The organism is Kribbella voronezhensis, from assembly GCF_004365175.1.
Lineage (GTDB): Bacteria > Actinomycetota > Actinomycetes > Propionibacteriales > Kribbellaceae > Kribbella > Kribbella voronezhensis.
In genome coordinates, this window is the sequence record NZ_SOCE01000001.1 from 1,623,788 (window position 1) to 1,648,697 (window position 24,910).

Consider the following 24,910-nt stretch of genomic DNA (forward strand, 5'->3'; position numbering starts at 1 on the left):
TCAGCCTCCTACTTGAGCCCGGTGACCGCGACCGAGCGGACGATGAAGCGCTGGAAGACGATGAAGAGCACCAGCAGCGGGACCAGCGCGATCAGGCTGCCGGCCATCACGGCGTTGTAGTCGACGCCGATCTCGCTCTTGAACAAGGCGATTCCGACCGAGAGCAGCCGCTTGTCCTCGCTGCTGGTGATGATCAGCGGCCAGAGGAAGCTGTTCCAGTTGGCGACCACCGCGAGCGTGGTGACGGTGACCAGGATCGGCCTGGACAACGGCAGCACGATCGAGACCAGGGTGCGGACCCGGCCGGCGCCGTCGATCCGGGCCGCGTCCTCCAACTCGACCGGGATGCTGCGGAAGAACTGCCGGAGCAGGAAGATCGCGTACGGCGTACCGAGCATCGTCGGCAGCATCAGCCCGGCCCAGGTGTCGACCAGCCCGAGCTTCTGCATCATCAGGTACAGCGGGATCATCGTGACCACCGGCGGCACCATCAGCGTGGACAGATAGACCCAGAAGAGGACGTCACGACCCGGGAACGGCAACCGGGCGAACGCGTACGCCGCCAGGATGGCGAACACCACCTGCCCGAGGGTGATCCCGGCCGTCACCAGCGCGGTGTTCACCAGGTAGCCGCCGAACCCGGAGCCGAACAGCCGGTCGAACGCGGCCACGCTGGGCGGCAGCCCCGGTTCCCACGGCAGCGTCTCCGATAGTTGCCCAGGGCCCTTGAATGCCGTCAGCACGGTCAGGAAGTACGGGAAGATCGCGAACGCACAGCCGACCACCAGGACGGCGTACGTGAAGCTGCGGAGTTTCATCCGGACACCTCGTAGGTCGTACGGCGCTCGAAGTACACGAACTGCGAGATCGTGGCGATCAGCACCACCGCGAACAGCAGCACCGAGATCGTCGAGGCGTAGCCGAAGTCGAACTTGCGGAACGCCTCGTCGTAGATCAGGTAGGTTGCCACCTCGGTACTGTCACCGGGACCGCCCTCGGTCATCACGAAGATCGTGTCGAACGCCTGGAACGACCCGATCACGTTGGTGATCAGTACGAAGAGCATGGTCGGGCGCAGCAGTGGCAGCGTGATGGTGAAGAAGTGCTTGGCCGAAGACGCACCGTCCAGAGACGATGCCTCGCGCAACGACTGCGGGATGTTCTGCAGCCCGGCCAGGAAGAACAGCATGTTGTAACCGGCGAACTGCCAGATGTGCACGGCCGCCACGCTCGGCATCGCCAGCAACGGCGACGACAGCCAGGCCGGACCAGCTATGCCGAACAACCCCAGGAACTGGTTGAGGGCGCCGCGGCCGGGGTCGAAGATCCAGGTCCAGACCAGACCGAGCGCGACCGGTGTAGCCATCCAGGGGATCACCAGCAGCGCGCGGAAGTACTTCATCCAGCGCAGCTTGCGGTCGACCAGCAACGCCAGTAGCAGCGACAGAATCGTTGTCCCCGGCACGCAGATCAGGACGTAGTACAAGGTGACGAGCATCGAATGCCAGACGTCGCCGTCGGTCAGCAGCTTCCGGTAGTTCGCCAGACCGACGAACTCCGGCGTCGCCAGCAACTTCCAGTCGAACAAGCTGAGCACGATCACGATCACGACAGGTGCGAGCAGGAAACCGAGAACCCCGACCAGGCTCGGCGCCAACAGCGCGTACGCGACCACCGTCTGCCGGTACCGGGCGGCACGACGGGTCCGGCGGGGCGCGGCCCTAAGCATCGGGATCCTTGAGCGGATGCGGCCGCGGCGAGCTCGGAGTGAGCAGTTCGCGGGTGCGATCCAGACCCCACCGGTCCAGCTGGGAGATCGGGTCGCTGGACATCCGCAGGCCAGGGCCCGCTTCGATGTGGTCGGCCCACTGCTCCCGGTTCTGTACGTCGGGTCGCACGATCAGGCAGTCGGAGTCGTTCGCCCACCAGCGCCCGTGCAGGAACTCCCGCGCCACAGACGTCGAGCGTGCACCGCGCTGACCCGGCTGACTGATGTCGCCGGACGGCGGCTCCACCAGCGGATCGGTGTCGGGCGAGATCCGCATGCAGTCCACCAGACCGAGACTGGGCAGGATGGGGGCCCCACAGCCGTGCAGGATCCGATTGGGCCCGACGGCATCGCGCAACAGCCGCATCCCCTGCCGGTACGCCGCGATGCCGTCGACCTGGTCGTGGCGCGGTCCGTCGATCGCACCGGCGTACAGGAAGTCCAGTTTGAAGTGGTCGTACCCCTGGCGGCAGAGCTCGACGAACACGTCCTGCAGATGCCGCGCGGCGCCCGGATGAGTCACGTCCAGAACCAGTTGCTCCTGGCCCCAGTTCGTGCCCGCCGTGATTCCCGGCACCAGCCACTCGGGATGCCGGCGGGCGGTCCGGCTCTTGCTGCCGACCAGGAAGGGAGCCACCCAGATCCCGGCGCGCCGGCCGGTGGAGCGGATGTCGGAGGCGAGCCGGACCGTCGAGCCGAAGTCGTCGCGCGGGGTCAGCCAGTCGCCGATCTCCGCCTGGTACCCCTCGTCGAGCAGCACCAGGTCGACGCTCAGGTCGTGCTCGTCGAACTGCCGGACATTCGTCATCACGTCCCGCTCGGTGACCTTGCCCCAGTACGCGTACCAGCTGCACCAGGACGGTCCGAAGACACGGACGTCCGTCGTGCCGGCCGCGAAGGTGTCGGCCCAGCCGGCCAGCGCCTGATTCGGATTCCGCTGGCTGGTCGTGGTCACCGCGACCTCACCGTCGGCCGAGACGAGCAGGCGGTCTTGACGGAGCTCGCAGCGAATCGACGGGACCGCATCCGGGCTGGTCGCTGCGACCACGGTCACCTCGTCGCCGGTCGCGACCGCGAGCAGCCCCTCCCCCTGGAACCGGCCGGCCACCACGCCCGGGCGGTACGCCATCACGTGGTGGTTCGGCGCGGTCGGCCGCGGCGGACTCGCCCCGAGCCGGTACCAGCCGCTCGGGCTCCAGGACTGCCAGCCGTGCTCGAAGACCAGGGTGCTGTCGTCGTACCCGAGCTCGGTGACGGTACTGAAGCCCACGGGATCCTCGATTCGCTGGGTGTGCAGGATCTTGCTGCCGTGCAGGTAATCTTGGGCTGTCTGCAAAGGGGACACCATGACGCAGCCTGCTGACTCTGAGCACGATCTTGCTACTCAGATCCTGATCGAGCTCTACAGCGAGATCCCGCCGCCGAGCAAACTGGTCACCGGTCACTTCCACAGCGGCGGTGACTACCGGGTCGTCCGCCCGGACGGCGTCGGCAGCTGGTACCTGCTCTACACCGCCGCGGGCACCGGTCAGTTCCAGATCGGCGGCGACAGCCTGACGCTGGGCCATGGGAACCTGGTGCTGGTCAGCCCCGGTACCGAGCACGACTACGGCACCGTGGGCACCTACTGGGAGTCCTGGTGGGCGCACTTCCAGCCGCGGCGCGAGTGGCACGCGTGGTTGTCGTTGCCCCAGGCAATGCCCGGCCTCTCGTACGTGCGACTGCCGAGGGCGTCGGAGACGGACCGGGTGGTGTCGGCCTTCGGGCGGTTGCACCGCGACGCGCAGCGGGCCGGCCTCTCCCCCACCGGCGACACCGAGCTGAACCTGCTGGAGAAGAGTGTCGCGGTCGAGCTGACGATGAACGGGATCGAAGAGGTCCTGCTGACCGCGGTCGCCAGTCTGCGACACACCACGCAGCACCTGGACGCGCGGGTGCAACTGGTCCTCGACGCGATCACGGCCGATCCCGCCCGGCAGCACACGCTGACGTCGCTCGCCGGGCTGGCGCAGATCTCGGTGTCCCGGCTCGCCCACCTGTTCAAGGAACAGGTGGGCGACTCGGTGATGAACGTGATCGTGGCGCTGCGGCTGCAGCGGGCGGCCGAGCTGCTCGGGGCGACCGACATGTCCGTTGCGCAGATCGCCCGCGCGGTCGGGTTCGAGTCGCCGCACTACTTCAGCCGGCAGTTCGGGCGCCGGTTCGGGATGTCCCCGAGCAGCCATCGCAAGGCGGTCAGGAACCCGGAGCTAGAGCTATATTGAGCTCGGTCGCCGCCGCGTAGTCCGCGCCGCCCGCCAGGCCGACGAGCCGGACGTAGCGCGCCGTCGTACCGGCCGGCAGTCGCGCGATCTTGGCGTCGATCGTCCCGTCCCAGGTGCCCGTCACGGCCGAGGTGAACGTGACGCCGTCGGTGCTGACCTGGACGTCGTACGACGAGATCCGGCCGTTCGGGACGGCCGCGTCCTGGCGTGGGGTGTAGACGAGCGCCTCGATCGCGCGCGGCTTGCCGAGGTCGAGGGTGATGTACTGCGGCAGCGGCGCGTGCGGGCTCCAGTTCGAGTGCCACATCGTGGTGCAGTTGCCGTCGATCGCGGCCGCGGCGTTGTTGGCGGCCGACCCCTGACTCGTGGCGGTGGCCGTCATCTCGTTCTGGGGCAGGAGATTCAACGGTCCGAACGGCCCGTCGACGGGTGGCGGCGAACCGGGAATCGCGGTCACCCGGCCCAGCCCGGGAGCCTTGATCGACGGATGCGTCCGCAGATGGTTGAGGAACACTTCCTGCCCCATCTTCGGGGCACGGACGAGCTTGCTGTAGTCCTGGAAGGCCGGGTAGCCGTACTGCGCTCCGTGCAACGGCATCGCCGCGCTGGTGGCGACGTTGTAGGTGCGGTCGAGCTGCAGGCGACTGCCGTCGATCATGACAGTGGCGGGATCGACGCGGTCACCGACCGGTCGGCCGAGGTCGTAGGCGTAGCGGAAGTTGCCCGAGGTCGCGAGTGAGGACAATCTGCTGCAGCCGTACGCCGGCGGGATCCATTGCTGCTCAAGGGCGGCCTCGATCGCGGAGCCTGTCATCGTCAGGGTGGTGATCGGAGAGATTCCGGCGACCGGCCAAGCTTCGCCGTACGTCACCGTGCCTGCCTTCAGGCCGGCTGAGAACACGTCCAGTCCCACGTCCGCCGGGACCAGCGCGAAGTCAGCGGCACCCTGTGAGCGGTAGAGGTCGGCGACCAGGTTGCCGGTGCGGCTTTCCGTGGTGGTGGAGAAGTCGAGATCCCGGTCGAGTTTCGTCAGCGGCTGCGACTGCCGGGCGGTCCACTTGTCCATCCAGTACTTGACGATCGTCTGGATCTTCGGGTCGGGCGTGAGGTCTTTGGTGACCGCGTGGTTGGTTGCCGTGGTGGCCGAGCGGATCACGTCACCGGTCGCCGGGTCGAGCGAAAGGTTCACCTCGCCGAGCACCCGGCCGTGGTTGCTTGCCTCCAGCACCGGTCGCGGTACGCCGTCGGGGTCGGGAATCATGCAGTTGAAGGCGGTGTGCCAGTGGCCGCCGAGGATCACATCGATGTCCGGTGACATCGCCCGGGCGGCGTCGAAGATCGGGCCGGCCGGGTTCTTGCACTCGTCGTACAACCCGCCCTGCTGGCCGCCTTCGTGCATGCTGACCACGATGGCGTTCACGCCTTGGGCTTTCAGTTCGGCCGCGGCCCGATTGGCCGCTTCGACGACGCCCTGGAACTCGAACCCGGAGCCGCCGATCGACAGCGTCTCGGTCGGCGTACCGGGAAATCCGAGGCCGATGAAGCCGATCCGCTGCGACCCCGCGGTGGCGATCCAGTACGGCGGGAGCACCGGCCGCTTGCTCTGCGGGTCGACGATGTTCGCCGCGTGGTAGGCGTAGTCGGTGCCGTGGAAGTTCCGGCCGGTGGAGTCGGAGAAGCACGAGTCGAAGCCGGGTCTGCCGTAGCAGGCGCCGGTCTGCATCCGGCGCAGGAACGGGAACTCCCGGTCGAACTCGTGGTTGCCGGCCACATCGAAGTCCATCCCGAACGCGTTCAGTACCTCGATCGTCGGCTCGTTCGCGAACGCCTGCGTGTAATCCGGCCAGCCGCTGAACTGGTCACCGGCTCCGATCAGGAAGCTGTTGGGCTTGCCTGCCCGCAGTTGGTCGATGTGTGCCTTCAGATACCCGGCCCCACCGACCTTCAACGTTCCGGTCGGCCCCGCAATGGTCAGGTTCTCGGTCTCGGACAGATACCCGTGCAGGTCGGTGAGGCTGAGCACCTGCACCGGAATGGGCGCGGCGGTGGTCGCTGCCGCGGTCGGCGAGGCGGCACCTCCCACCGCCAGCCCCAGCGCGGCGAGGGCGGCGGTGATCCGCGATCTCCTGGTCATCGAATGCTCCTGTCGTCGGCGGAACACGAAACCTAATCCGGCCGCAGCGGCCCGGAAATCCCTTCACCTGCTGACTTCCTGCACAATCCGGCTACTTGTCCGCGGTCGCCGCCAGACGGTCAGCACCCTCGTTCGTCGTGCGCTTCACCTTCCGTGGCAGCGGCAAGCTCACCAGCAGGGCAGCCAACGCCAGCGCCGCGGCCGATCCGATCGCGAACCGGTAGCCGTCGACGAAGACGTCCGGGCCGGCGTAGCCACCTGTCGAGGCGAAGACGGCGGCCGCGATCGCGACGCCGAAAGCACCGCCGAGCTGCCGAAGCGTGCTGAACGTTCCCGATGCCCTGCCGATGTCCTGCATGGCCACCGAACTCACCACGGCCTTCGTCACGGCAGGAATGGCCAGCGAGAACCCGATGCCGGCCACCACCATCGGGCCGACGGTCACGACGTACCCGGTGTTCACCCGCGAAACGAGCGCCAGGACCGCGGTACCGAGTGTGAGCAGCCCGGAGCCGATCAGGATGAGCGGGCGCTCGCCGATCCGGTCCGCGAGCACACCTGCCCGTGGGGCAATCAGGAAAGGCGCGACTCCCCAAGGCAGTAGCCGTAGGCCGGCCACGAGCGGGCCTTCACCGAACGCGACCTGAGGAAGCTGAGCCGTGAAGAAGATCGCGGCGGTCATCGCCGCATTGACAAAGAAGATCACGGCATTGCCCGAGGAAAACGCCCGGGAACGGAACAGCCGCAACGGGAGCATCGGTGCTGGAGTCCGCAGTTCCCAGGCTACGAAGGCGACCCCCAACACAACGCCGGCCGCCAGCGCGACCACGGTTTCCGCCGCCGTCCAGCCCACGGAATTTGCGCGGACCAGGCCCCAGGTCAGACCGAGCGCGCTACCGGCGGCCAGTACGAGGCCGAGCAGGTCGACTCTTCCTGCGGGCCCTCTGCTCTCGGGGAGCCGACTCAACACGAGCACTACGGCGATGATCGCGATCGGGACGTTGAGCCAGAAGATCCACGGCCAGCTGAGCCCCTCGGTGACAAGGCCTCCGACCACCGGCCCGAGCATTGCCGCGAGCCCGGTCACGCTGCCGAAGACCCCGGTCGCCCAGCCGCGGCGCTCGGGCGGGAAAGCCGCGTTCAGCAGCGTCAGGGCCAGCGGCATGATCAGTGCGGCCCCGGTCCCCTGGACGGCGCGAGCCGCCACCAGAGTCGCCACATTCGGCGCGAGTGCGCAAGCAGCCGACGCGAGGCCGAAGATCGCAAGCCCGGCAGCGAACATCCGCCTTCGCCCGTAGCGATCACCGAGTGCGGCACCGGTCATCAGGAAGACGGCGAAGCTCAAGGTGTAGGCGTTCACCGTCCATTCCAGCTCTTCGAGCGAGGCACCGAGGTCGGTCTGGATGGCGCTCAGGGCGGTGGCGACGACGAGCATGTCGAGGATCACCATGAACGACGCCACCGCGCTGAGGAGCAGTACCCAGGTCTGCGCGGCAGTCGACTTGACGCGATCCGTCATTTCTTCTCACTCCAGTCATGGTTACAGGTCACGTGGTACAGACCGCGGCGAGAGCGCAAAAGCATCGGTCGGATTTCAGTCAGCGGGGAGAGTGCGGGGCAGCCCGAAGGCCTCGCACCGCGGGATGCCGAGAAAACGCGTGATGACCGAGATGCGCGCCCCCTCCAGCGTCAGCACCATCAGACAGTCCAAGGTCGCGATCCGGGTCCGTGAGTCGGCCGTGTAGCAACCGAACGCAGGCTGCCCGTTCGCCCGCGTCGGAACGAGCCGCACCCCGCGGCCGGCGCAGTACTGCCCGAGGGACGCCGTCACGGCAGGGCGGCCGAGGTGATCGTTCGTTGCCGGTGGCACCGAAAGGCGTACGTCGTCGGTCAACAGCGCCGCCAGCTGTTCGCGGTCGCCACGCTCGAGCGCGGCCGCGAACCGTTCGGCGAGGATGCGCGCAGCCTCCGCGCCAGGGAGCGTCCGGTGTCTCCGGCCGGCAGCGACTTGGCCGGCGAGCGCGCATCGTCCGCTTTGCAAGGCGGCGGTCGCAGCGGTAGCCGAGATGTCCAGCATGTCGGCGACCTCGGCAACCGGGAAGCCCATGACATCGCACAGCACCACCGCGGCGCGGTGAAAGGGCGGCAGTTGCTGCAGTGCCGCGATGAAGCTGACCTGCAGGAACTGCGTCGCATCGTCGTCCAGTAGTGCATCCGGGAAAGGTTCCATCCAGGGAGGCGTCGTGGTTCGTGCGTTCCACGCGGCCAAGACAGGCCCTCCTTCGCCAACTCCGGCATCGACCACGAACCGGAGGTGGCTGTGGCCGATGGACGACTCACAGATACAGACCGTGCCGAGCTCGAAAACAGATCGCTCCTGGCGTCGATTCGACTCACGACACCAGCCGCGCCGCTGGTCGGCGCCGGTCGATGGTCGTTGCGGCCAGTACGGTCGCGGCGGCCAGCGGCAGCCACAGCGCCGCCGCGCCCAAGCTGAGCAGACCGGTGATGATGATGGGATCGGCGGCCCGGGCCAAGCCGTAGCTGAGCTGCCAGCGAGCCAGCGCACGGCCCACCAGGTGCGGCGGTGTCGACTCGATCACCAGCGGCACGCTGCTGCCGGTGTAGAGAATCTCGCCCAGCGTGTACGGCACTATCACCAGTGCGACGAGCACCGTGCCAGAGCCGCCGCCGGTCACCTCACCAAGCCAGAAGCCGACGTACGAGGCCGCGAGCAACAAGCCGGACCAGAACAGCACCCTGCGATGCGGCCACTTCGCGAGGCGGACCACCACGACCAACTGCAGCGCGATCACCATGACGGTGTTGGCGACGAAGATGCCCGAAGGCCATGCCAGGGACGCGTGCAGGTCCCGGACCAGCAGGAGAGGCAGGGCGATCTCGAGGATGTCGGCGTAGAACGCGTACGGAATCCCCGCCAGAGCCACGACGGTGACTGCGCTCAGACCTGCACCGCGAGCTTGCCGCGGTTCGACGGCAGGGGCGGGTGCAGGAGTTTCTTGTCGAGGCAACGGCACCCGGGCGATCACCGCCGCGCCGAGCGCGCATCCGAGCGCCGTCGCCAGCGCGAGCCAACGGAGTACTCCGGGCCCACTCGCGACGAGAACGGTGCCGAGCAAGGCGCCGGCACCCAGGCCGGCGTTGCGCAGCGAGCGGGCGGCGGCCATCGCCGCAGTACGCCGTACAGGACCGGCGATCGCGGCCACCAGCGCGGAATTGACCGGTGGGGCAACCTGCGTGCCGACGCCGATGAGCACCGCACCGATCGCGAATCCGGTGGTGCCGGGCACGAGAGCAAGCAGGAGCGACCCCACCGCCCGTACCAAGAGCGCCGCGACGGCAGGGGCGCGCCGCCCGCCGCGGTCGATCCAGCGTCCAGCGAGCGGGACAGCACAGAGACCTGCCAGCATGCCGATCGTCAGCGTCATACCGGCCTGCGGCGCACTGAGTCCGATCAGCACCGCGTAGATCACGACGAAGGGACGTAGCATCCCCGAGGTCGCTGCCTCGACCGTGGCGCTCAGCGCGTAGCGGCCGCCGCCCGGGATGCGGATCAACTCGCGAAGCGTCGTACGGGTGGTTGGCACGGCTCCGAGCGTGCGGCACGACGGCGGCGAAAGGACCCGGATTGACCGGCGTCTCAATTCACGACTCGTCGATTGACGAAGGACGTCAATCGGTTTGCCTCGGCGGGAACCCCTGCCAGGATCGGTACTGTGGTCACCTCCGTCGACATCGCCGGCGTACCGGCCGACCGGATCCGGATAGCGCCGTCGCCGCTCGCGGAGCTCGGTGCAGTGCTGCACGTGCTCGCGGAGCCGCAGCATCATCCGGGCGCCGCTGGGGCCATGGCGAAGATCGCGGCTGCACTTCCGGCAGAGTTGGCCCCGGACCTCGAGGAATTCGGCCTGCTGTGGCGCTCGGGACGGGCCGACTTCCTGTTTCCGCCCGATCCACGGCCGACCCTGCGCGAGGAACTGGACGACGTCGACCACCTGGACGACGAGCGCTGGGTCGCCGCGGCGCTCGCCGCCCATCGGGCTGCCTCGCCGGCGCCGCAGCTGTGGTCGCCCTTGCGTGACGCCATCGTTCGGCAGCGGGCGCTGGCCGCGGCCCGCGCCCGAGGGCCACAGCAGGCCGCCTGGGCGGAGCGAGTACTGACCGATCCGCCGGCCGAGCGTGACCGGGTCCGTCGTTTTCTGCTCGCCTGCGAGTCGGCCTTCTTCGGCAAGGTCTGGGAAAGCGTCCGCCCGGCGCTCGCCGAGGAAGCCGACCGTCGACGCTTCGAGCTGGCTCGCGAAGGCATCGGGGCCCTCGGCCGGATCTCGCCCGCGCTCAGCGTCGACACCGAGCGCGGCCTCCTGACGGTCGACAAGCTGCAGGACCAGAGCGCGGACGCACGCGGTGGCGGGATGACGCTGATTCCCAGCGCGTACGGCGCACCGCACCTGACCATCGTCTATGCGACCGGCTGGCAGCCAGTGCTGCACTACCCCGCACCAGGCTGGGATCCGCGTCCTGTGTTGCGGGTGGACGAGCTGGATGCTCGGTTGACGGCGCTCGCGCACCCACTACGGCTGCGGTTCTGCCGCACGCTCGCCCGAGGTCCGCACACGACGGGTGAGCTGGCCGACTTCTGGCAGGTGACGGCACCGGAGGTGTCCAGACACCTCGCGGTGCTGAAGGCCGCCGGGCTACTGATCTCCGCTCGCCGTGGGCGCTACGTGACCTACCGCCTGGACCTGGAGGCCTGCACCGGGCTTGGCCAGCAACTACTGGACGTCCTCGGCCGCTGAACGTGGGCCGCCGAGTTCTTCCCCGGTGTCAGCACGCCGCGGCCGGCAAGCTGGTCGGCAGACCGAAGGCAGGGAACAGTCCAGCGTCGTTGAACGACACGATGCGTGAGATCGCCCTGGCCGTCATCGTGATCACTTGCACCGCGTGCGGCTGGTAGGTCCCGTCCTGCCCACGTGAATAGACCGCGACCGCGGGCTGTCCGTTGGCCGTGGTGCGAACCATCCGATAGGTGCCTGGGGCACCGACAACATGGTGCGCCAGGAACCGCCTCACCGCCGTACGGCCGAAGAACCACGCGACGTGCGGAGGCATTTCCAGTGCGATGTCTTCATGAAAGACCTCAGGACCACCCGTTGTCTGGCGGGCAGATGCTGCAGCGCAGCCACGAACGCGAGCCGGACGCTGTCGCGAGAACCTACGATCACCGCAGGATCGTGTGCTGTCTCGGCCGGTCCGTAGGGAAGCGGCTGAACCCACGCGCTGCTGCCCAGCTCGAAGGACAACGGCCGATCGGCATCGTCCGTCGGTGCGCCCAGGCCTGAGGGCAGTGAACGACGGCTGCGGTGTCCGAGCGCGGCCAAGCAGACATTGGTCGCGATCCGATACAGCCAGACACGCAGCGAGGAGCGCCCTTCGAAGCGCTCGAACGACCGCCACGCCCGGACGTAGGTTTCCTGCACCAGATCTTCCGCGTCGTCGAACGAACCCACGATCCGATAACAGTGCGCCGTCAGTTCGCTCCGGAACGGGTCCGTCAAGCGCACGAACTCCTCACTGACCAACCCGCTGAAGCCCACACTCCCGCTCACCACAGCCACCGTCACCCTCGCTGATTCGAATCCCTGCCGAGATGTAGACCGAAACGACGGCGGATTCTCATCGGTCTCCCCGGGCCACGGTGAGTTTTCGCGGTCCGCTCGATCTACACAGGTGTCCAACTCGGCAGGATGGAGATCGCAGTGACACACGAAACCGGACCAAGCTCCGCGCCATACCAGGAAGGAAAGATCTTCGTGCTCGTCCACGGCGGCGGGCACGGCGCCTGGGCGTTCGAACGGCTGACACCACTTCTCGTCCAGGAGGGCCACTACGTCGTCGCCCGGGACCTGCCGGGTCACGGACTTCGAGCACGTGTTCCCCGTTCCTACACGACCCGGCCCTTGCATGCGCAGGAGTTCGCCCACGAGCCCTCGCCCATCGCGCACCTGAGGTTGGCCGACTACCGCGACCAGGTCATCGCGACCGTCCGCCGGCTCGCCGAACGGATGCCTGATCGCGAGATCGTCCTGCTGGGACACAGTATGGCGGGGCTGATCCTCAACGAGGTCGGCGAAGCCGTCCCCGAACTCATCGGTCGCCTGGTCTATCTGTCCGCCTGGATGACCGGCGACGGCACCGCATTCACCGACTACATGTCCGAACCCGAGTTCGCCACCGGCCTGATCCCGTCGATCCTGCTCGCCGACCCTGCCGTCGCCGGCGCACTGCGGATGGACTTCCGCTCGAACGACCCGGGATACCGCGCCGGCGTGAAGGCAGCGTTCGCCGCCGATGTCGAAGACGACGAGTGGGACGCCATCGCCAATCTCCTCAGTCCGGACACCCCCGCTGGTCCGCTGGCAGAACGGGTGACCGTCACCGCCGACCGATGGGGCCGCATCCCCCGGACGTACATCTGCTGCACGAACGACCAGGCCCTCCCGCTCCCGGCCCAGCACCGCTTCGTCAAGGAAGCCGACCACCACACGCCCGGCAACCCCACCGACGTACGAGAGCTGCCGACCAGCCACTCGCCGTTCGCCTCCGCCCCGGATCAACTGGCCGAAGCCCTCCTCCAGCTCTGACCGCGGGCAGGCTCAGGTTCACCTGGCAGCCGAACCCAGAGAGCCTGGGTTCGGCTGTCGCCGGGTGGATCAGGCCGGGGTGACGGTGTACTCCGAGTCGCCGCGGAAGGTGGCCGCGTTGAGGCGGGCGAACTCCAGGAACGACGTCGGTTCGACCTGGAAGCGGCGATGGGTGCCGAGGTCAACGGTCGAGTGACCGAGCCGGCTCCGCTCCTCGAACAGTTGCGCGAAGGCGCTCGCCCGGGCCGGTGGGTAGCCGGCTTGCATCCACTCCCGTTGCTTTTCCGCCGAGGTGACGTCCCGGTACTCGATCGGCTTGCCGATCGCCTCGGACAGGTACTGCGCTGCCTCGGTCATCGTGAGTGCCTCGGGACCCGTCATCGCGTACGTCGTGTACTCGTGACCGTCCGTCGTCAGGACCTGATAGGCGATCTTCGCGATGTCCTGAATGGCGATCGGAGCGAGCGTCGTGTCGCCCAGCGGCAGCCGCAGCTCACCCGAACGAACCAGGTCCGGCACCTCCTCGAAGTACACCTCCATGAACTGACTCGGACGCAGGACCGTCCACGGCATCCCGGACGCCACCAGGTAACGCAGGACCTGTTCATGGCTGCGCGTCGAGCGGAACCGCTCCGTGTCGAACCCGTCGATCGAGTCCTTGCCCGAGAACTTCACGATCTGCTCGACGCCGGCATTGCGCACAGCGTCGATGAACGTGCACTGGGTCTCGAGCAGCTGCGGGCCCGCGCCGGAGATCATCAACACCCGCCGTACTCCGGCCAGCGCCGGCTGCAACGTCTCGGGGTGAAGCATGTCGCCGTGCACGATCTGGACCCCCGGCAAGGTCGCCAGATCACCCACTTTCGCGGGATCGCGGACCAGTGCGCGCACCGGGTGGCCCTGCCGTGCGAACTCGCGGACGACGGCCGATCCCGGACGGCCGTTCGCTCCGGTGACAAGGATCATCGCTCACTTCTTCCTCTGGGGACTGGAAGCACGATGGTTACACAACAAAAGCAGTTGGTACAACTTCGGAACTAGAGAGTTTAGTTTCCGAACGGGCTCCGGTAGGCTGGCCGACGTGGGAAACACGCGAACGTACAGCGACGCCTGCGCCGCCGCACATGCACTGGATCTGGTCGGTGAGCGCTGGGCGCTCCTGGTCGTCCGTGAACTGCTGCTCGGCCCCAAACGGTTCAGCGACCTCCGCGCGGGCCTGCCCGCCATCGGCCCGAACCGCCTGACCCAGCGGCTGCACGAGCTCGAAGAGTTCGGCATCGTGCGGCGCCGCAAGCTCGGGCCGCCCGCGCGGTCCTCGGTGTACGAGCTGACCGACTGGGGCCGGGAACTACAACCCGTCCTTGTGCACCTCGGTCGCTGGGGCCGGCACTCCCCCTTCCGGGACCTCGAGGCCGGGATCAGCGTCGACGCCCTGATGCTCGCCCTCACCGGTGACTTCGACGCCGCGGCCGGCCGCGAGCTGACCGCGACGTACGAACTCGTCTTCGGCGACGATCACCTCACCGTGCGCGTCAGCGACGGCCGGATCGAGATCAGTCGCGCCGAGCCGGTCGCACCCGACGCGACGATCGCCACTGACACCAAGACTTTCGCCACTGTGCTGACCAAGAAGCGCCGGCTGCGAGAGGCGATCCGATCCGGAGACATCACCGCGTCGGGCGATGTCGCTTCCGTCCAGCGCCTCCTCGATTCCTTCCCCCGACCCGAGCCCGCAGCTGCCCCGATGGCAAGTGAGTAAGGCGTCCCGCCCGGCCACGGCGACCGCGCTGCACACCGCCGCCGTCGCCGCTGTCGCGCTGCCCGCAATCGTGGCCGCTGCCTGGCTGGGGTCAGAGCTGGTCCCGTACGACGGCAGGCTGGCCATGGTTGCCGCCGTACCCGCCGCCTTCGCGGTCAGCCTGCTGACGGTCGGATTGCTCCGTGCGCGGAACGCCTTCATCGCCGGCCCACTGCTGGGCACTCTGCTGGCGGCCCTGGCCGGCGCCCATCTCCGGTACGACGTGTTGATTGCCAGCGGCAACCTTCATCCGCGATTGGAGAGGTTCGAGGAACTCTCGCTGGGTCTCGGTGTGGCGATCGCGCTGGTGTCCATCGTCTGCGCGGGAGTGAGCGGACACCGGCGCCCCCGTGAATCCGCCACCGACTGAACCACCGAAGACCGGCGATCCTCGATGGTTCAGCTCGCCGGCATCCTTCGGGCTGCGGCGACGATCTGCTGGTTCGCTCGCGCGATGTCCGCGAACCGGGCCGGCTCGGCCGCGATCGACGCGTTCTCGATCTTGGTCTCGGCAGCGGCGCGGATGCTGACCAGGTGGACCCGGATCTTGCAACGCACATCAGCGGTCGCCACCGCGATCTCGTCGGGGGAGATTTCTGGTGCATCGAGGCCCCACCGAGGATCCGACATCGCTGCGAGTGGAGTGGAATAGCGAAGTCCGGCCGTCCGCATGCACCGGCTCCAGTCCGCGGTCACCCGCTGGACGCCCGGCACAATTGCCGAGCGGTCGGCCGACGAAAAGTTCAGGCGGTCGAGCCACGTCCGGTCCACTTTCGGGACGCCGTGCAGAAGCTGCTGTGAGGCTCGGTCCTCGCAATCGCTGACCCGCTGGTCAGCCGATCCTTGCGTCGCCTTCGGGTCCGAAGACAGGTGATAGCCGTACTGCTGGGCAGCCGAAGGGTCGATCAGCCCGTAGCGTCGCGCGTTGCCGCTGATTTCCGCAGGCGGCAGCGGCTTGGCGGGCGGAGCGGGAATGCCCTGCCTCTTCAGACATCGTGCGGTCTCCCGATCGAGGGCCGATTGGATCAATGCCTGCTCTGCGCGGCTGAACCGGTAGTGGTCGAAAGGGAGGCTGAAGTCAACCGGCTGCTTGGTGGCTGCCGGCGCGGCGGACTCAGCATGCTGCGGCTGCATCCGGGTGTGGGTCTGTGTCTGCGTCTGCGTCTGCGTCTGCGTCTGCGGCTGGGTCGAGTCACAGGCACACAACACCGCCAGCATGAGCAAGGCCACGATTGCTCGGGTCATCGCGTTCTCCTGAGCGGCCGCCCCGGAGGCATCCGGGGCGGCCTGTCGTGATGGATCAGCGAATCAGCAGGTCACGCGGAGAGCGCTGATGCGGTTGTCGCCGATCGCGTTGTCGGCGAGCTTGCCGTCGACCTGCCCCGGCCCCCACCAGTTCTGGGCCCCGCCGTAGTTGACGTCCTGGTAGACCGTCACTGAGCAGCCGTTGACCTTGATCGAGCTCGTCTCGTTGTCCATGTGATCGTTGCTGTCGGACCCGTTACGGTCTTTCCAGTAGTTGTTCCGCAGGTCGGCGTCGCTGCTGTTGAAGTCTCTCCAGTGGTCGGTGTTCTGGTCGTTGAAGTAGTTGTTCTCGTACAGGCAGACTCGTTCAGTGCCGCACGACGAGTAACTTCCGGCACTGGCAGGCAGCGCGGTCCCCACCGCGGCTGCGCCGGCGGCGAGAAGTACGACGGCGACCGGGCGGAGCTTCCTGATCTGCATGTGACCTCCAGCTGGGCGGAGAGCCGAGCTCTCCAAGAGTCTTCCTGTCACCTGTACAGACCAGCGCCGACCGCCGAACGAATCGCGACGACGACGATGAAGTCACCACTGAGTGCTCACTCGACGGAGAACGCCAGCCAGACTTCGATGCGTTGGTCACGGGCCTTTCGCCGCTGAAGACGCCCGCGTGCCGTCGGCAGAACTCGGCGAACGTGGTCGGCCTCACCTCGAAGGCCTGATGGGTGCTCAGGTCCACCCTCGACTCGTCGGCGCCCTTGCGTCGTTGACTGAACAGCTCGTGCATGGCGTCGGTGAAGTAGGCCGGAACTCCGGCGTCGAGCATCGCTTTGCTCTTGTCGTCCGGATCGATGTCGACGTACCGGACCGGCCGGCCGATGGCCGCCGAGATCGTCGCGGCCACCTGGTCGACTGTGAGTGCCTCGGGTCCGGTGAGCTCGTAGCGCTTGGACTCATGGCCATCGCTGTGCAGAAGCGAGACCCGACCGCTCCAGGTAGTCCTCGACCTCGGCATGCATCCGGGCGAACCGGAACTCCGCGTCCGGCCAGCAACCCATGCCGGAGAACTTGACGATGTGGCGGGCGCGCGCCTTCTTCGCGGAATCGATGAACGATGTCTGGGTCCCGACGAGATCAGGAGCTACTGTCGAGATCAACAGGACCTTGTCGACGCCCTCGAGCGCTTCGGTCAAGGTGTCCGGTTTCGCCAGGTCGCCTTCGACGACCTCGACGTACGGCGGCACGTCCGCGCCGACGGTGGAGCGGTCTCGTACCAGTGCACGGACAGGCAATGCGCGGCGGACGAACTCGCCGACGATGGCCGGCCCGCTTTCGCCGGTCGCGCCGGTGACCAGAATCATGATCGATCGTCCTTCTCTCGGTGTCCGGATGGTCCGCAGTTGCAGACCCGGTCCACCTGTAGATCCGAACGCCGACCAGAGCTCATCGGTCCGGAACCGCGCAGTACGGCGTACTCGCTCAGCGCTGCACGGGATTGTGACACGCGCTGTCGGGGCGCTCCCGCGATGCGGGAGCGCCCTCGAATGCCGCTTTTGGGTTCAGCGGAGGGCGGCCGGCGCGTTTGCTGCGGTCACGTTCACCGCTGCCCAGGCCTTGTTGACCGTCGTGTACTCCGTGCTCGCCGCGCCGTAGAGGTCGGCGGCGGCCTGGAGCGTGGCGACGCGGGCGTCGTGGAAGTCGGTGGTGGAGACCATGTACCGCGTCATTGCCCGGTAGAAGATCGCGGTGGCCTTGGTGCGGCCGATGCCGGCGACCACGGAGCCGTCGTACGTCGGCGAGTTGTAGTTCACGCCACCGATCGTCTTTGCGCCGCTGCCTTCCGCGAGCAGGTAGTAGGCGTGCGAGGAGATGCCGGAACCAGCGTGCACCTCGGTGTCGTACGCCGCCTTCGACCAGTAGTCGACGGTGCCTTCGAGCTTGTCGAGCGAGGGGTGGTCCAGTCGACGCAGGAACTTCTGCGCCAGGCCGAGCTGTTCACCGACCAGGTAGTTCGGCGGAATGTTCGGGTTGTTGGTGGCGAACTCGGTGCTGGAACCGAAGATGTCCGCGAGCGACTCGTTGAGGGCGCCCGGCTCGCCGAACTGGCTGCCCCGCCAGTCGATACGGGTGGGCTCGAGGGCGGCGGTGGCGGCGACGACGCCGTGGCTGAGCTCGTGGCCGGTCACGTCGAGCACGACCAGCGGCTTGGTGAAGGTCGCGCCGTCACCGTCGCCGTACAGCATGCAGTCGCAGTCCGGGTCCCAGTACGCGTTGCCGAGGTTCTGGCTGTAGTGGACGAGCGCGTGGGCGCCGGCGCCGTCGTTCTTGATGCCGTTGCGGCCGAAGGTGGACTTGTAGAAGTCGAAGGTCTTCGTGATGCCGTACTGCGCGTCCACAGCGGGCTTGGTGAGGTCGCTGAGGCCCCACTTGTTGGTGGTGGAGGTGAAGCTGCTGCCCGCGGAGAAGTCGTTGGTGTCGGTGTTGCGTGCGGTGCGGGTCTGGGTGTTGCCGCGGGTCGAGTCCTTGAGGAGGTAGGCGGTCGCGGCGGTCTGGACGGTGTTGAGCGGGACGACACCCGCGAAGAGCGAGGTGCCGGAGCCGACCGCGGCGGCCGGGTAGGTGACCGCCGTCGCCGCGGGTGCGGCGAGAGCCGAGGAGGACTTGCCGGTGGCGAAGCCCGACTTCGGGGTGGCCGGGGCGCCGAGCTTGCGCAGCTTGGCCTGGACCTGGGGCGTGATGAAGGAATCGTTGACCGCAGCGTTGCTGATCAGCGCGCCGGTCAGGGCGTTGATCAGGACCTCTCGGACCGGGGATTCCTTACTGCTGCTGTTCACGACCCGTACCTGGTAGGCGAGCGTGGCGCCCGACTCACCCGCGCTCAGCACGAGCTGCGCCTCGGCTGCCGTGCCCTTGCCCGCGGCGGCGGCCTTCTCCTTGGCCTGACCTGTCGTCAGCTTCGGGCTGACCGTGTCGGCCTTGAGGACCTGCTTGTACGCACGGGTCACGCCGATCCAGGAGGACCTGGCGTCGAGGTGGACGACGAGGTCACCACGCAGTACCGGAAGTCCCTTGTGGGTCCGGCTGAAACGGACGTGCTGCTTGCCATCGGGGTCCACCAGTGCGTCGACGGCCGTGAGCTTGTCGTCCTTGCCCAGCCCGGTGGCCTCAGGGTGGGCGAGGGCCGCGGTGGTCGCCGCGGTGATGACCGCCTTCGCGGCCTGCACCGTCTGCTTGGCCGGCGCCGAGTTGTCGACGGGTCGCGCGGCGGCCGAGGGGACCTGCGTTGCCAGGGCGCTGCCTGCGGTGGTGGCGGCCAGAGCCGCTACGGCAGCAGCGGCGATCGCCATGGACAGGCGATGTCTGTGGGGTCTACGCATGTCGATTCCTTACTGGGGCGGGAGGGGATCGGCTCAAAGTGCGCGATTCCGTTCGAAGTGACCAGCACTTGAACGGCTATGGATCTGTGAGAGAAAGATTTGCACCATCGGCCACCGCCAAAGACATCCCAGCTGGCCATAACCTTCGACCTATAGAGCCAAACCCGCCTCCAGCTCGGCGGCCGGGCTGGCACTGCAACCTGCCCTGTCGTTGGCGGCGAGCAAACTCCGCTGTGCCTACGATGAAGTCGATCGATTGGAGACGGCAGTTGGACGAACTCCCGCGCGACAAGTGTCTGTCGGTAGCTCGACATGGATGACGAGGCAGCCGTCGCCGCTGTTCTCGTCGCGACCCAGCTCAAGCGATTCAGGGAGGTCTGCGAGGTCGACGGGCCGATCGAGCCGCGGTTCAACGGTGCTACGAAACATGTGCTCCTCGCTGACGACCGCGCCTTTCTGTTTCCTCGCAACCACACGATCGTCGCGCAGCTCGAGCGCGAATGTGATGTCTACGCAACCGTTGACCACCCGCTGGTCTCGAAGCTCCTCGGCCGCTGGGACGAGCCGGCGATCTCGCCGTACCCCTTCTTTGCCGTGACTCGTCTGCAGGGCTCCCCGCGCGCCGACAGGTCGCCCGAACACCTGCGAACGCTGGCGGTGCAGCTCGGCGCGACGCTCGCGGCGTGCCATGACATCGGTCTCGAGCGCGTCCCACGACGCCTGTGGGCCAACGCCTGGTCGGAACCACCTACGACGCCCCCGACCGCGGCGGAGTGCTACACCCCTCTCCGCGAACTCGGCGGCGCGGAACGCCTCGCCGACGCGGTCGCCCCTGGTGTCGGCCCGGCAGCACGAAAGATGTTGCTCGAAGCCCTCAGAACTGTCGACACGATGGACCCGGTCCTTGCCCACGGCGACCTTTACGAGGACCACCTGCTGCTCGACGCATCCGGGGCCTTGACCGGCATTCTCGACTGGGGCTTCGGAGGCGTGCTGTCCCCCCTGGTCGACTTCACCTGCAGCCAATGGGACAGCGCAAGTTGGGCCGTCGAAAGCTCCTACGGCGACCTCCGGCGACACCTCTGGACGGCGTACGCCGAACGCAGGTCGACCCCATTGCCGAGCTGGGAACAGGTCCACCTCGCCCTGACCACCTTCGACATCACCGCCCTGGCCCCCGAGACAAAAACCCACTACTACTGGCAAAAATCCCCCGAATGGCAAGCCACCCGACGAGCTACGGCCCAAGCCTCCTTAAAGGCGCAACTCACGTAGGCGGCTTGGTCTGGTCCTCAGGCACGCGTGACCACCCCATCGGGCTGCTCTTCACGCGAACTTGGTGGCCGATCGCACCAGGAAGTGGCCGACGCGATTTCTCTCAGTGACCTTCGGCAGTTGTCGTGTTGTGCTGTTGGTATGGAGAGTCGGAAGGTAGAACGCTTGGCGAAGTACGAACGGCGTACCGGCTGGTTGCTCAGCGCTGCGGCGGTGCTGTTCCTGATGGTGTACGCGTGGCCGATCCTTGATCCAGGTCTCCCGGGCGGCGTGATTCGCGCCTGCTCGATCGCGAGTGCCGCGATCTGGATCGGGTTCGGCGCCGATTACTTGGTGCGTCTGATTCTCGCTCCGAACAAGACTCGGTTCGTTCGCGATCACCTCACCGACCTGCTCGTTCTGGCGCTGCCACTCCTGCGCCCGCTTCGCGCGTTGCGAGCGGCGACAGCTCTTGCACGGCTCGGTCGAGCATCGATGACCCTCCGAGGGCAAACCATTGCCTATGTCGTGGGCGGCGTCGCCCTGCTGGGGTTCGTCGCCGCTGTCGCTGTTCTCGACGCAGAACGCGGAAGCGAAGACGCCAACATCAAGACTTTCGGGGACGCCGCGTGGTGGGCCGCCACGACCATCACGACTGTTGGGTACGGCGACCGATTCCCGACGACCCCTGAAGGCAAGTGGGTCGGCGCCGGTCTGATGGTCGGCGGCATCGCCCTCGCGGGGACGATCACGGCTGCTCTGGCTTCGTGGTTCGTAGAACACATCGGCAGCGTCGAACAGGCCGGCGCCGAGGCACAGGACCAGATCGCGACGCTGACCGCCGAGGTGAGAGCCCTTCGATCTCAACTCGCCGCCGAGCAGAAGCTGCGGTGAGTGCTCAAGGCATCTATCCGGGTCCGCGTTCCCACCGGCGTGCAGCCCCGCTGTTCCTGCCGGATTATTCCGGCGGGCAGCGTTTTGTTAGTGGGGGACGTGGAACTGGAGGTGGGTTACGCCGCTGCCGGCGGCGATGACGCGTTTGCGGGTTAAGGTCACCGGGGTGCCGCCGAGGAGGTCGAAGAGGCGTACTCCGTTGCCGAGGAGGACCGGGACCAGGTGGATGTGGATTTGGTCCAGCAGGCCGGCCGCGAGTGCTTGCTGGGCTGCGGTGGCGCCGTGGATGCCGACGGTGTGGTCGCCGGCCGCGGCCTTGGCCTGGGCGATCGCGCTCTCGATGCCGTCGATGACGAAGGTGAAGACGTCCGGGGCCTCGGCCGGCGGCTGGTGCGTCAGGACGAAACAAGGCGTCCGGCCGGCCGGACCGCCGTCCCCCCAGCCGCCGTCACCGACGCAGAAGTCGTACGACCGGCGGCCCATCAGGATCGCCCCGCAATCGGCCACCATTTCCTGCAGCACCGCCTGGTCTTCGGGAGTGGCTGTGGGTCCGAGCCAGTGGTGCAGGACCTCGCCGCCTTCTCCCAGCGGGTTCTTCCGGCTGTCGTTCGGTCCGGTGACGAACCCGTCCAGCGACATCGACATGGCCGACGCGACGGTTGCCATGATCCCTCCTCGAGGCTGATTCCCCGCTCCAGCGGGATTGCCTCAAGCCTCGCCGCGGGCCGCCGTCGGGACATCCGTGCTCACCACGGATTCGCTACGGAAGCGGCGCCCGCAAGGCTGCGAGCTCGGTACGGGCCTCGGCAGCACGGTCCGGGATCAGCGCGAGGGTGCAGGCCCACTCGAAACGGGCGCCGATGCGTTCGAAGTCAGCAGCCGCCGCGGCCAGCACCGAAAGATCTCCCGTACGACGGCCCTCGGCGCGCCGCAGACACGCGGCAGCCCAGTCGTTCTCCTCGCCGAGCGGCGCGGCCGCATCCAGCAGGGACGTCGCCTCGGGAAGATCAGCGACGACCGCCAGCTCGGCTGCCGTCGCCCGTGCATAGGGCGCCCACCAGTACTCGCCGAGTTCCGCGAAGGCACCTCGTACGACGTCCGCCGCGTCGCCGACCGCCCCGAGATGGATCGCGACTCGCGCCTGCGCGAACAACTGCGGAGCTATCAACCAGGGAGCACCGGCCAGGTCCTCGGTTCGCGCGACTCTCAGCGCACGCGCCGCCCAGGTCCCGAACTGGCCGTCGTTCCGCAGCCCGTGCACCATGGCCACCGCGGACATCGCGGACGCCATCCACTCGATCGGCGGGGAGCCCGCCCGCTGCCAGCGGTTCCACAGTGCGTCCGCCTGCTCGACGCATTCGTCGAACCGGCCGGTCATCGCACAGACCCGGATCAGGCGCGGCAGCGAGATGTACGGATGGTCGCCGACCGGATCGTCCGGTGCACCCACCGCCGCGGTTGCCGCGCGGAGATCGCCGACCGCGGTCGCCGTCGTCGGCGCGACGTGGAAGGCGTCGATGATCTCAGCGGCCGCATAGGGCTCGTGGCGCGGGAGCGGCCGGACCAACTCCATCCGCTCGATCGCAGACGACCGTGCGTCCCTCAGCCGTCCGCTGCTCGCGGCCGCGACTCCGAGCGCATCCAGTGCGCCGGCGACAAGGACAGGATCGCCCGTACGACGGGCCGCTACGACCGCCTCAGCCGCAAGCTCGGCGTCGGCCTCGATGCGGCGCCCGCCGTGGTCCCACGCCTTCGCCGCGGCCAGCAGGGCGGCCACCTGCAAGTCGCCCGGCACGGCACAGTTGACGGCCTTCGCCAGCAGCCGTTCGGTCTCCTCCCCCGGCAGCTCGAACAGCGAGCCGTTGGGATAGCGGTTCACCGCGATCACCGCCAGCGCGAGCATCGTCGCGCGAACGTTGCCATTGGCAACTGCACGGTCGGCGGCGTCTAGCAGCAGCTCGACCCCGGTCTGCCCGTCCGAGATCGCGATGGTGGCATCGGCGGCCGATCGCAGATCGAGCGCGGCCGCGACACCGTCCTCGGCGCGTTCGGCCGCTGCGCGATAGTGCCCGACCGACGCCAGGAACTCCCGCCGGGCGAACGCGAGATGGGCCAGCGAACGCGCCAACCGGTGAGCCGTTGGATCGGGCTCCGCCGGCGTCGCTGCCAGCGCAGCGCGCAGATCGGCGACCACCTCGTCGTACAACTGCCGCCAACCACCATCTTGCGATCCGGCGGCTCGAACGTCCGGGCCGGATTCCGCGGCGGGTTCGTCCAGTCGGTTCTCCAGAGTTGCTGCCGTGTCCGCCGCCCAGTGCAAGCGCCGATCCTGTGCGATCGCGAGCTCGTCGCCGCTGAGCCGGGCCTGGGCGAACTCCCGGATCGTTTCGAGCAACCGCCATCGCGAGCCACGACGTACGGCGAGGCTCTTGTCGGTCAGCCGGCCGAGCAGATCGGCGACCTCACCTCGTCCCAGCTCGGGACTGGTCGCGGCCGCGGCTTCGAGGTCGAAGCCACCGACGTAGACGCCGAGCCGGCGGAACAGCAGACGTTCCGGGTCGTCGAGCAACTCGTAGCTCCAGCCGATCACCGCAGTCAGCGACCGGTGCCGCTCATCCATGCCTCGGCCGCCCGAGAGCAGCCGGAGCCGATCGTCGAGAGCGGCCCGCAGGCCGTCGGCGCCGAGTGAACCGATCCGGGCGGCGGCGAGCTCGATCGCGAGCGGAATGCCGTCCAGCCGGGCACAGATCTCGCCGATGTCGTCGGCCGCGGCCTGGAACTCCGGCTCGACCGCCCTGGCGCGGTCGACGAACAGTTCGGCAGCCGCGTCCAGCGGGGGCAACAGCACGGTCGCCTCCGCCGGGATGCCCAGCCGCTCCCGGCTGGTCGCGAGCACGGTCAGCTCGGGACAGGTCCGCAACAGCCGTTCGGTCAATGCGGCCACCTCGTCGACCAGGTGCTCGCAGTTGTCCAGGACCAGCAGGGAGCGGCCAACCTGCAGGTGCTCGATCAGCACCTGATCCAGCGTCTGCGGCGGCCGTTCGGTCAGTCCGCAAGCCGTCGCGATCGCCCTGGTCACCAGCCCGTCACGGACCGGGACGAGGTCGACGAAGGCGCCGCCGGCCCGCAACTCGGTGGCGACCACCGCGGCCAGCCTGGTCTTGCCCATGCCGCCAGGACCCAGCAGCGTCACCAGTCGCGAGCGTTCGAGAGCGTCGCGCACCGCCGTCGTGTCGTGGCTGCGGCCGACGAAGGTCGTCCGGCCGGCCGGGACCCCGCTCATCCCCGGTCCCCGCTGTGCCCCAGCCAGGTCGGCCAGTTCGCGGCGATCCGCGACGCCGTACTTGCGGAGCAGTGACGAGACGTGACTCTCGACCGTGCGGATCGAGATGTGCAGGGCACCCGCGATCTGCGCGTTCGACCGATGCGCGCCGAGCGCCTCGAGCACCTCGGCTTCGCGAGCCGACACCGTCACCTCGTTCACGCGGACATCATGTCCGATCCGCGGGCCTTCCGT

Annotated in this window: 23 protein-coding genes; 7 read left to right on the forward strand and 16 right to left on the reverse strand. The window is 68.0% G+C overall.

Features of this window, described 5'->3' with window-relative positions; genetic code table 11:
* Window positions 1-8: 8 nt before the first annotated feature.
* Genes EV138_RS07195 through EV138_RS07205 form a run of 3 tightly spaced genes read right to left on the reverse strand, consistent with a single transcriptional unit; the run spans window position 9 to window position 3,104 of the window.
* Window positions 9-818, reverse strand: coding sequence for a carbohydrate ABC transporter permease (locus tag EV138_RS07195; protein WP_133977626.1), 810 nt, complete (start codon window positions 816-818; stop codon window positions 9-11).
* Window positions 815-1,729 carry a carbohydrate ABC transporter permease gene (locus tag EV138_RS07200; protein ID WP_238157995.1) on the reverse strand — a complete coding sequence of 305 codons (915 nt, stop codon included), beginning with the start codon at window positions 1,727-1,729 and terminating at the stop codon, window positions 815-817. The genes EV138_RS07195 and EV138_RS07200 overlap by 4 nt, the downstream gene beginning before the upstream one ends.
* Window positions 1,722-3,104: a glycoside hydrolase family 36 protein gene (locus EV138_RS07205; protein ID WP_202866646.1), complete on the reverse strand. Its 1,383-nt coding sequence runs from the start codon at window positions 3,102-3,104 to the stop codon at window positions 1,722-1,724. The genes EV138_RS07200 and EV138_RS07205 overlap by 8 nt, the downstream gene beginning before the upstream one ends.
* Window positions 3,105-3,114: 10 nt before the next feature.
* On the opposite strand from EV138_RS07205, the gene EV138_RS07210 reads away from it, so the two are divergent.
* Complete coding sequence (locus EV138_RS07210; protein WP_133977628.1) at window positions 3,115-4,032, forward strand: helix-turn-helix domain-containing protein; 918 nt, start codon at window positions 3,115-3,117, stop codon at window positions 4,030-4,032.
* Here the strand turns inward: EV138_RS07210 and EV138_RS07215 are convergent.
* The 4 genes from EV138_RS07215 to EV138_RS07230 all read right to left on the reverse strand — a co-directional run bounded on the left by EV138_RS07215 (window position 4,004) and on the right by EV138_RS07230 (window position 9,774).
* Window positions 4,004-6,166, reverse strand: a complete 2,163-nt coding sequence (locus tag EV138_RS07215; protein ID WP_133977629.1) for a discoidin domain-containing protein — start codon at window positions 6,164-6,166, stop codon at window positions 4,004-4,006. The two genes, EV138_RS07210 and EV138_RS07215, sit on opposite strands and share 29 nt — an antisense overlap.
* A 91-nt stretch (window positions 6,167-6,257) precedes the next feature.
* Window positions 6,258-7,685 (reverse strand): DHA2 family efflux MFS transporter permease subunit, encoded by a 1,428-nt coding sequence (locus tag EV138_RS07220; RefSeq protein ID WP_133977630.1) that lies wholly within the window; start codon window positions 7,683-7,685, stop codon window positions 6,258-6,260.
* Window positions 7,686-7,760: 75 nt separating this feature from the next.
* Entirely contained in the window at window positions 7,761-8,396 is a 636-nt protein-coding gene (locus EV138_RS07225; protein ID WP_133977631.1) for a sigma factor-like helix-turn-helix DNA-binding protein, read from the reverse strand.
* Window positions 8,397-8,559: 163 nt separating this feature from the next.
* The gene (locus tag EV138_RS07230) at window positions 8,560-9,774 is read right to left on the reverse strand and encodes an MFS transporter (RefSeq protein WP_166678523.1); all 1,215 of its coding nucleotides are present in this window, start codon (window positions 9,772-9,774) and stop codon (window positions 8,560-8,562) included.
* Window positions 9,775-9,903: 129 nt separating this feature from the next.
* Here EV138_RS07230 and EV138_RS07235 point away from each other — a divergent pair, with 129 nt between their 5' ends.
* Window positions 9,904-10,983 carry a DUF5937 family protein gene (locus EV138_RS07235; protein ID WP_133977633.1) on the forward strand — a complete coding sequence of 360 codons (1,080 nt, stop codon included), beginning with the start codon at window positions 9,904-9,906 and terminating at the stop codon, window positions 10,981-10,983.
* Between the two features lie 28 nt (window positions 10,984-11,011).
* Here EV138_RS07235 and EV138_RS38570 read toward each other — a convergent pair whose 3' ends face one another.
* Window positions 11,012-11,206 (reverse strand): hypothetical protein, encoded by a 195-nt coding sequence (locus EV138_RS38570; RefSeq protein WP_202866647.1) that lies wholly within the window; start codon window positions 11,204-11,206, stop codon window positions 11,012-11,014.
* A gap of 47 nt (window positions 11,207-11,253) precedes the next feature.
* Complete coding sequence (locus tag EV138_RS38460; RefSeq protein WP_369410739.1) at window positions 11,254-11,808, reverse strand: sigma-70 family RNA polymerase sigma factor; 555 nt, start codon at window positions 11,806-11,808, stop codon at window positions 11,254-11,256.
* A 135-nt stretch (window positions 11,809-11,943) separates the two neighbouring features.
* Between EV138_RS38460 and EV138_RS07245 the strand changes: the two genes are divergently transcribed.
* On the forward strand, window positions 11,944-12,828 hold the full coding sequence (locus tag EV138_RS07245; protein ID WP_202866648.1) for an alpha/beta fold hydrolase: 885 nt from the start codon (window positions 11,944-11,946) through the stop codon (window positions 12,826-12,828).
* Between the two features lie 69 nt (window positions 12,829-12,897).
* Here the strand turns inward: EV138_RS07245 and EV138_RS07250 are convergent, their stop codons facing one another.
* The gene (locus tag EV138_RS07250; protein WP_133977635.1) at window positions 12,898-13,794 is read right to left on the reverse strand and encodes an SDR family oxidoreductase; all 897 of its coding nucleotides are present in this window, start codon (window positions 13,792-13,794) and stop codon (window positions 12,898-12,900) included.
* A 115-nt stretch (window positions 13,795-13,909) separates the two neighbouring features.
* Between EV138_RS07250 and EV138_RS07255 the strand changes: the two genes are divergently transcribed.
* Together EV138_RS07255 and EV138_RS07260 are read left to right on the forward strand one after the other, a co-directional pair.
* Window positions 13,910-14,587 (forward strand): winged helix-turn-helix transcriptional regulator, encoded by a 678-nt coding sequence (locus EV138_RS07255; protein ID WP_133977636.1) that lies wholly within the window; start codon window positions 13,910-13,912, stop codon window positions 14,585-14,587.
* Window positions 14,580-14,996 (forward strand): hypothetical protein, encoded by a 417-nt coding sequence (locus EV138_RS07260; RefSeq protein WP_133977637.1) that lies wholly within the window; start codon window positions 14,580-14,582, stop codon window positions 14,994-14,996. Before EV138_RS07255 ends, EV138_RS07260 begins: the two co-directional genes overlap by 8 nt.
* A 29-nt stretch (window positions 14,997-15,025) precedes the next feature.
* Here EV138_RS07260 and EV138_RS07265 read toward each other — a convergent pair whose 3' ends face one another.
* The 4 genes from EV138_RS07265 to EV138_RS07280 form a co-directional block, all read right to left on the reverse strand.
* Window positions 15,026-15,871 carry a hypothetical protein gene (locus EV138_RS07265; protein WP_133977638.1) on the reverse strand — a complete coding sequence of 282 codons (846 nt, stop codon included), beginning with the start codon at window positions 15,869-15,871 and terminating at the stop codon, window positions 15,026-15,028.
* 63 nt (window positions 15,872-15,934) lie between these two features.
* Entirely contained in the window at window positions 15,935-16,351 is a 417-nt protein-coding gene (locus EV138_RS07270) for a hypothetical protein (protein ID WP_133977639.1), read from the reverse strand.
* A 470-nt stretch (window positions 16,352-16,821) separates the two neighbouring features.
* Window positions 16,822-17,229: an NmrA family NAD(P)-binding protein gene (locus EV138_RS37600; RefSeq protein ID WP_202866649.1), complete on the reverse strand. Its 408-nt coding sequence runs from the start codon at window positions 17,227-17,229 to the stop codon at window positions 16,822-16,824.
* A 198-nt stretch (window positions 17,230-17,427) separates the two neighbouring features.
* Window positions 17,428-19,245, reverse strand: coding sequence for a M4 family metallopeptidase (locus tag EV138_RS07280; protein ID WP_133977640.1), 1,818 nt, complete (start codon window positions 19,243-19,245; stop codon window positions 17,428-17,430).
* 312 nt (window positions 19,246-19,557) lie between these two features.
* Between EV138_RS07280 and EV138_RS07285 the strand changes: the two genes are divergently transcribed.
* Both EV138_RS07285 and EV138_RS07290 read left to right on the forward strand, forming a co-directional pair.
* A complete protein-coding gene (locus EV138_RS07285) occupies window positions 19,558-20,520 on the forward strand; it encodes a phosphotransferase family protein (RefSeq protein ID WP_133977641.1) in 963 nt (320 codons plus the stop codon).
* A 141-nt stretch (window positions 20,521-20,661) separates the two neighbouring features.
* Entirely contained in the window at window positions 20,662-21,393 is a 732-nt protein-coding gene (locus tag EV138_RS07290; RefSeq protein ID WP_133977642.1) for a potassium channel family protein, read from the forward strand.
* Window positions 21,394-21,480: 87 nt separating this feature from the next.
* On the opposite strand, the gene EV138_RS07295 is transcribed toward EV138_RS07290, so the two are convergent.
* Window positions 21,481-22,059, reverse strand: coding sequence for a dihydrofolate reductase family protein (locus EV138_RS07295; RefSeq protein ID WP_133977643.1), 579 nt, complete (start codon window positions 22,057-22,059; stop codon window positions 21,481-21,483).
* Between the two features lie 94 nt (window positions 22,060-22,153).
* Window positions 22,154-24,877 carry an ATP-binding protein gene (locus EV138_RS07300; protein ID WP_166678524.1) on the reverse strand — a complete coding sequence of 908 codons (2,724 nt, stop codon included), beginning with the start codon at window positions 24,875-24,877 and terminating at the stop codon, window positions 22,154-22,156.
* Window positions 24,878-24,910: the final 33 nt, after the last annotated feature.

Bases quoted from the DNA above. Each gene is read 5' to 3' on its own strand.
- EV138_RS07195 (WP_133977626.1), bottom strand. From the start codon at position 818: ATGAAACTCCGCAGCTTCACGTACGCCGTCCTGGTGGTCGGCTGTGCG.
- EV138_RS07210 (WP_133977628.1), top strand. From the start codon at position 3,115: ATGACGCAGCCTGCTGACTCTGAGCACGATCTTGCTACTCAGATCCTG.
- EV138_RS07220 (WP_133977630.1), bottom strand. From the start codon at position 7,685: ATGACGGATCGCGTCAAGTCGACTGCCGCGCAGACCTGGGTACTGCTC.
- EV138_RS07270 (WP_133977639.1), bottom strand. From the start codon at position 16,351: ATGCAGATCAGGAAGCTCCGCCCGGTCGCCGTCGTACTTCTCGCCGCC.
- EV138_RS07225 (WP_133977631.1), bottom strand. From the start codon at position 8,396: ATGGAACCTTTCCCGGATGCACTACTGGACGACGATGCGACGCAGTTC.
- EV138_RS07265 (WP_133977638.1), bottom strand. From the start codon at position 15,871: ATGACCCGAGCAATCGTGGCCTTGCTCATGCTGGCGGTGTTGTGTGCC.
- EV138_RS07280 (WP_133977640.1), bottom strand. From the start codon at position 19,245: ATGCGTAGACCCCACAGACATCGCCTGTCCATGGCGATCGCCGCTGCT.
- EV138_RS07290 (WP_133977642.1), top strand. From the start codon at position 20,662: ATGGAGAGTCGGAAGGTAGAACGCTTGGCGAAGTACGAACGGCGTACC.
- EV138_RS07200 (WP_238157995.1), bottom strand. From the start codon at position 1,729: ATGCTTAGGGCCGCGCCCCGCCGGACCCGTCGTGCCGCCCGGTACCGG.
- EV138_RS07285 (WP_133977641.1), top strand. From the start codon at position 19,558: ATGGATGACGAGGCAGCCGTCGCCGCTGTTCTCGTCGCGACCCAGCTC.
- EV138_RS37600 (WP_202866649.1), bottom strand. From the start codon at position 17,229: ATGATTCTGGTCACCGGCGCGACCGGCGAAAGCGGGCCGGCCATCGTC.
- EV138_RS07215 (WP_133977629.1), bottom strand. From the start codon at position 6,166: ATGACCAGGAGATCGCGGATCACCGCCGCCCTCGCCGCGCTGGGGCTG.
- EV138_RS07250 (WP_133977635.1), bottom strand. From the start codon at position 13,794: ATGATCCTTGTCACCGGAGCGAACGGCCGTCCGGGATCGGCCGTCGTC.
- EV138_RS07295 (WP_133977643.1), bottom strand. From the start codon at position 22,059: ATGGCAACCGTCGCGTCGGCCATGTCGATGTCGCTGGACGGGTTCGTC.
- EV138_RS38570 (WP_202866647.1), bottom strand. From the start codon at position 11,206: ATGGTTCGCACCACGGCCAACGGACAGCCCGCGGTCGCGGTCTATTCA.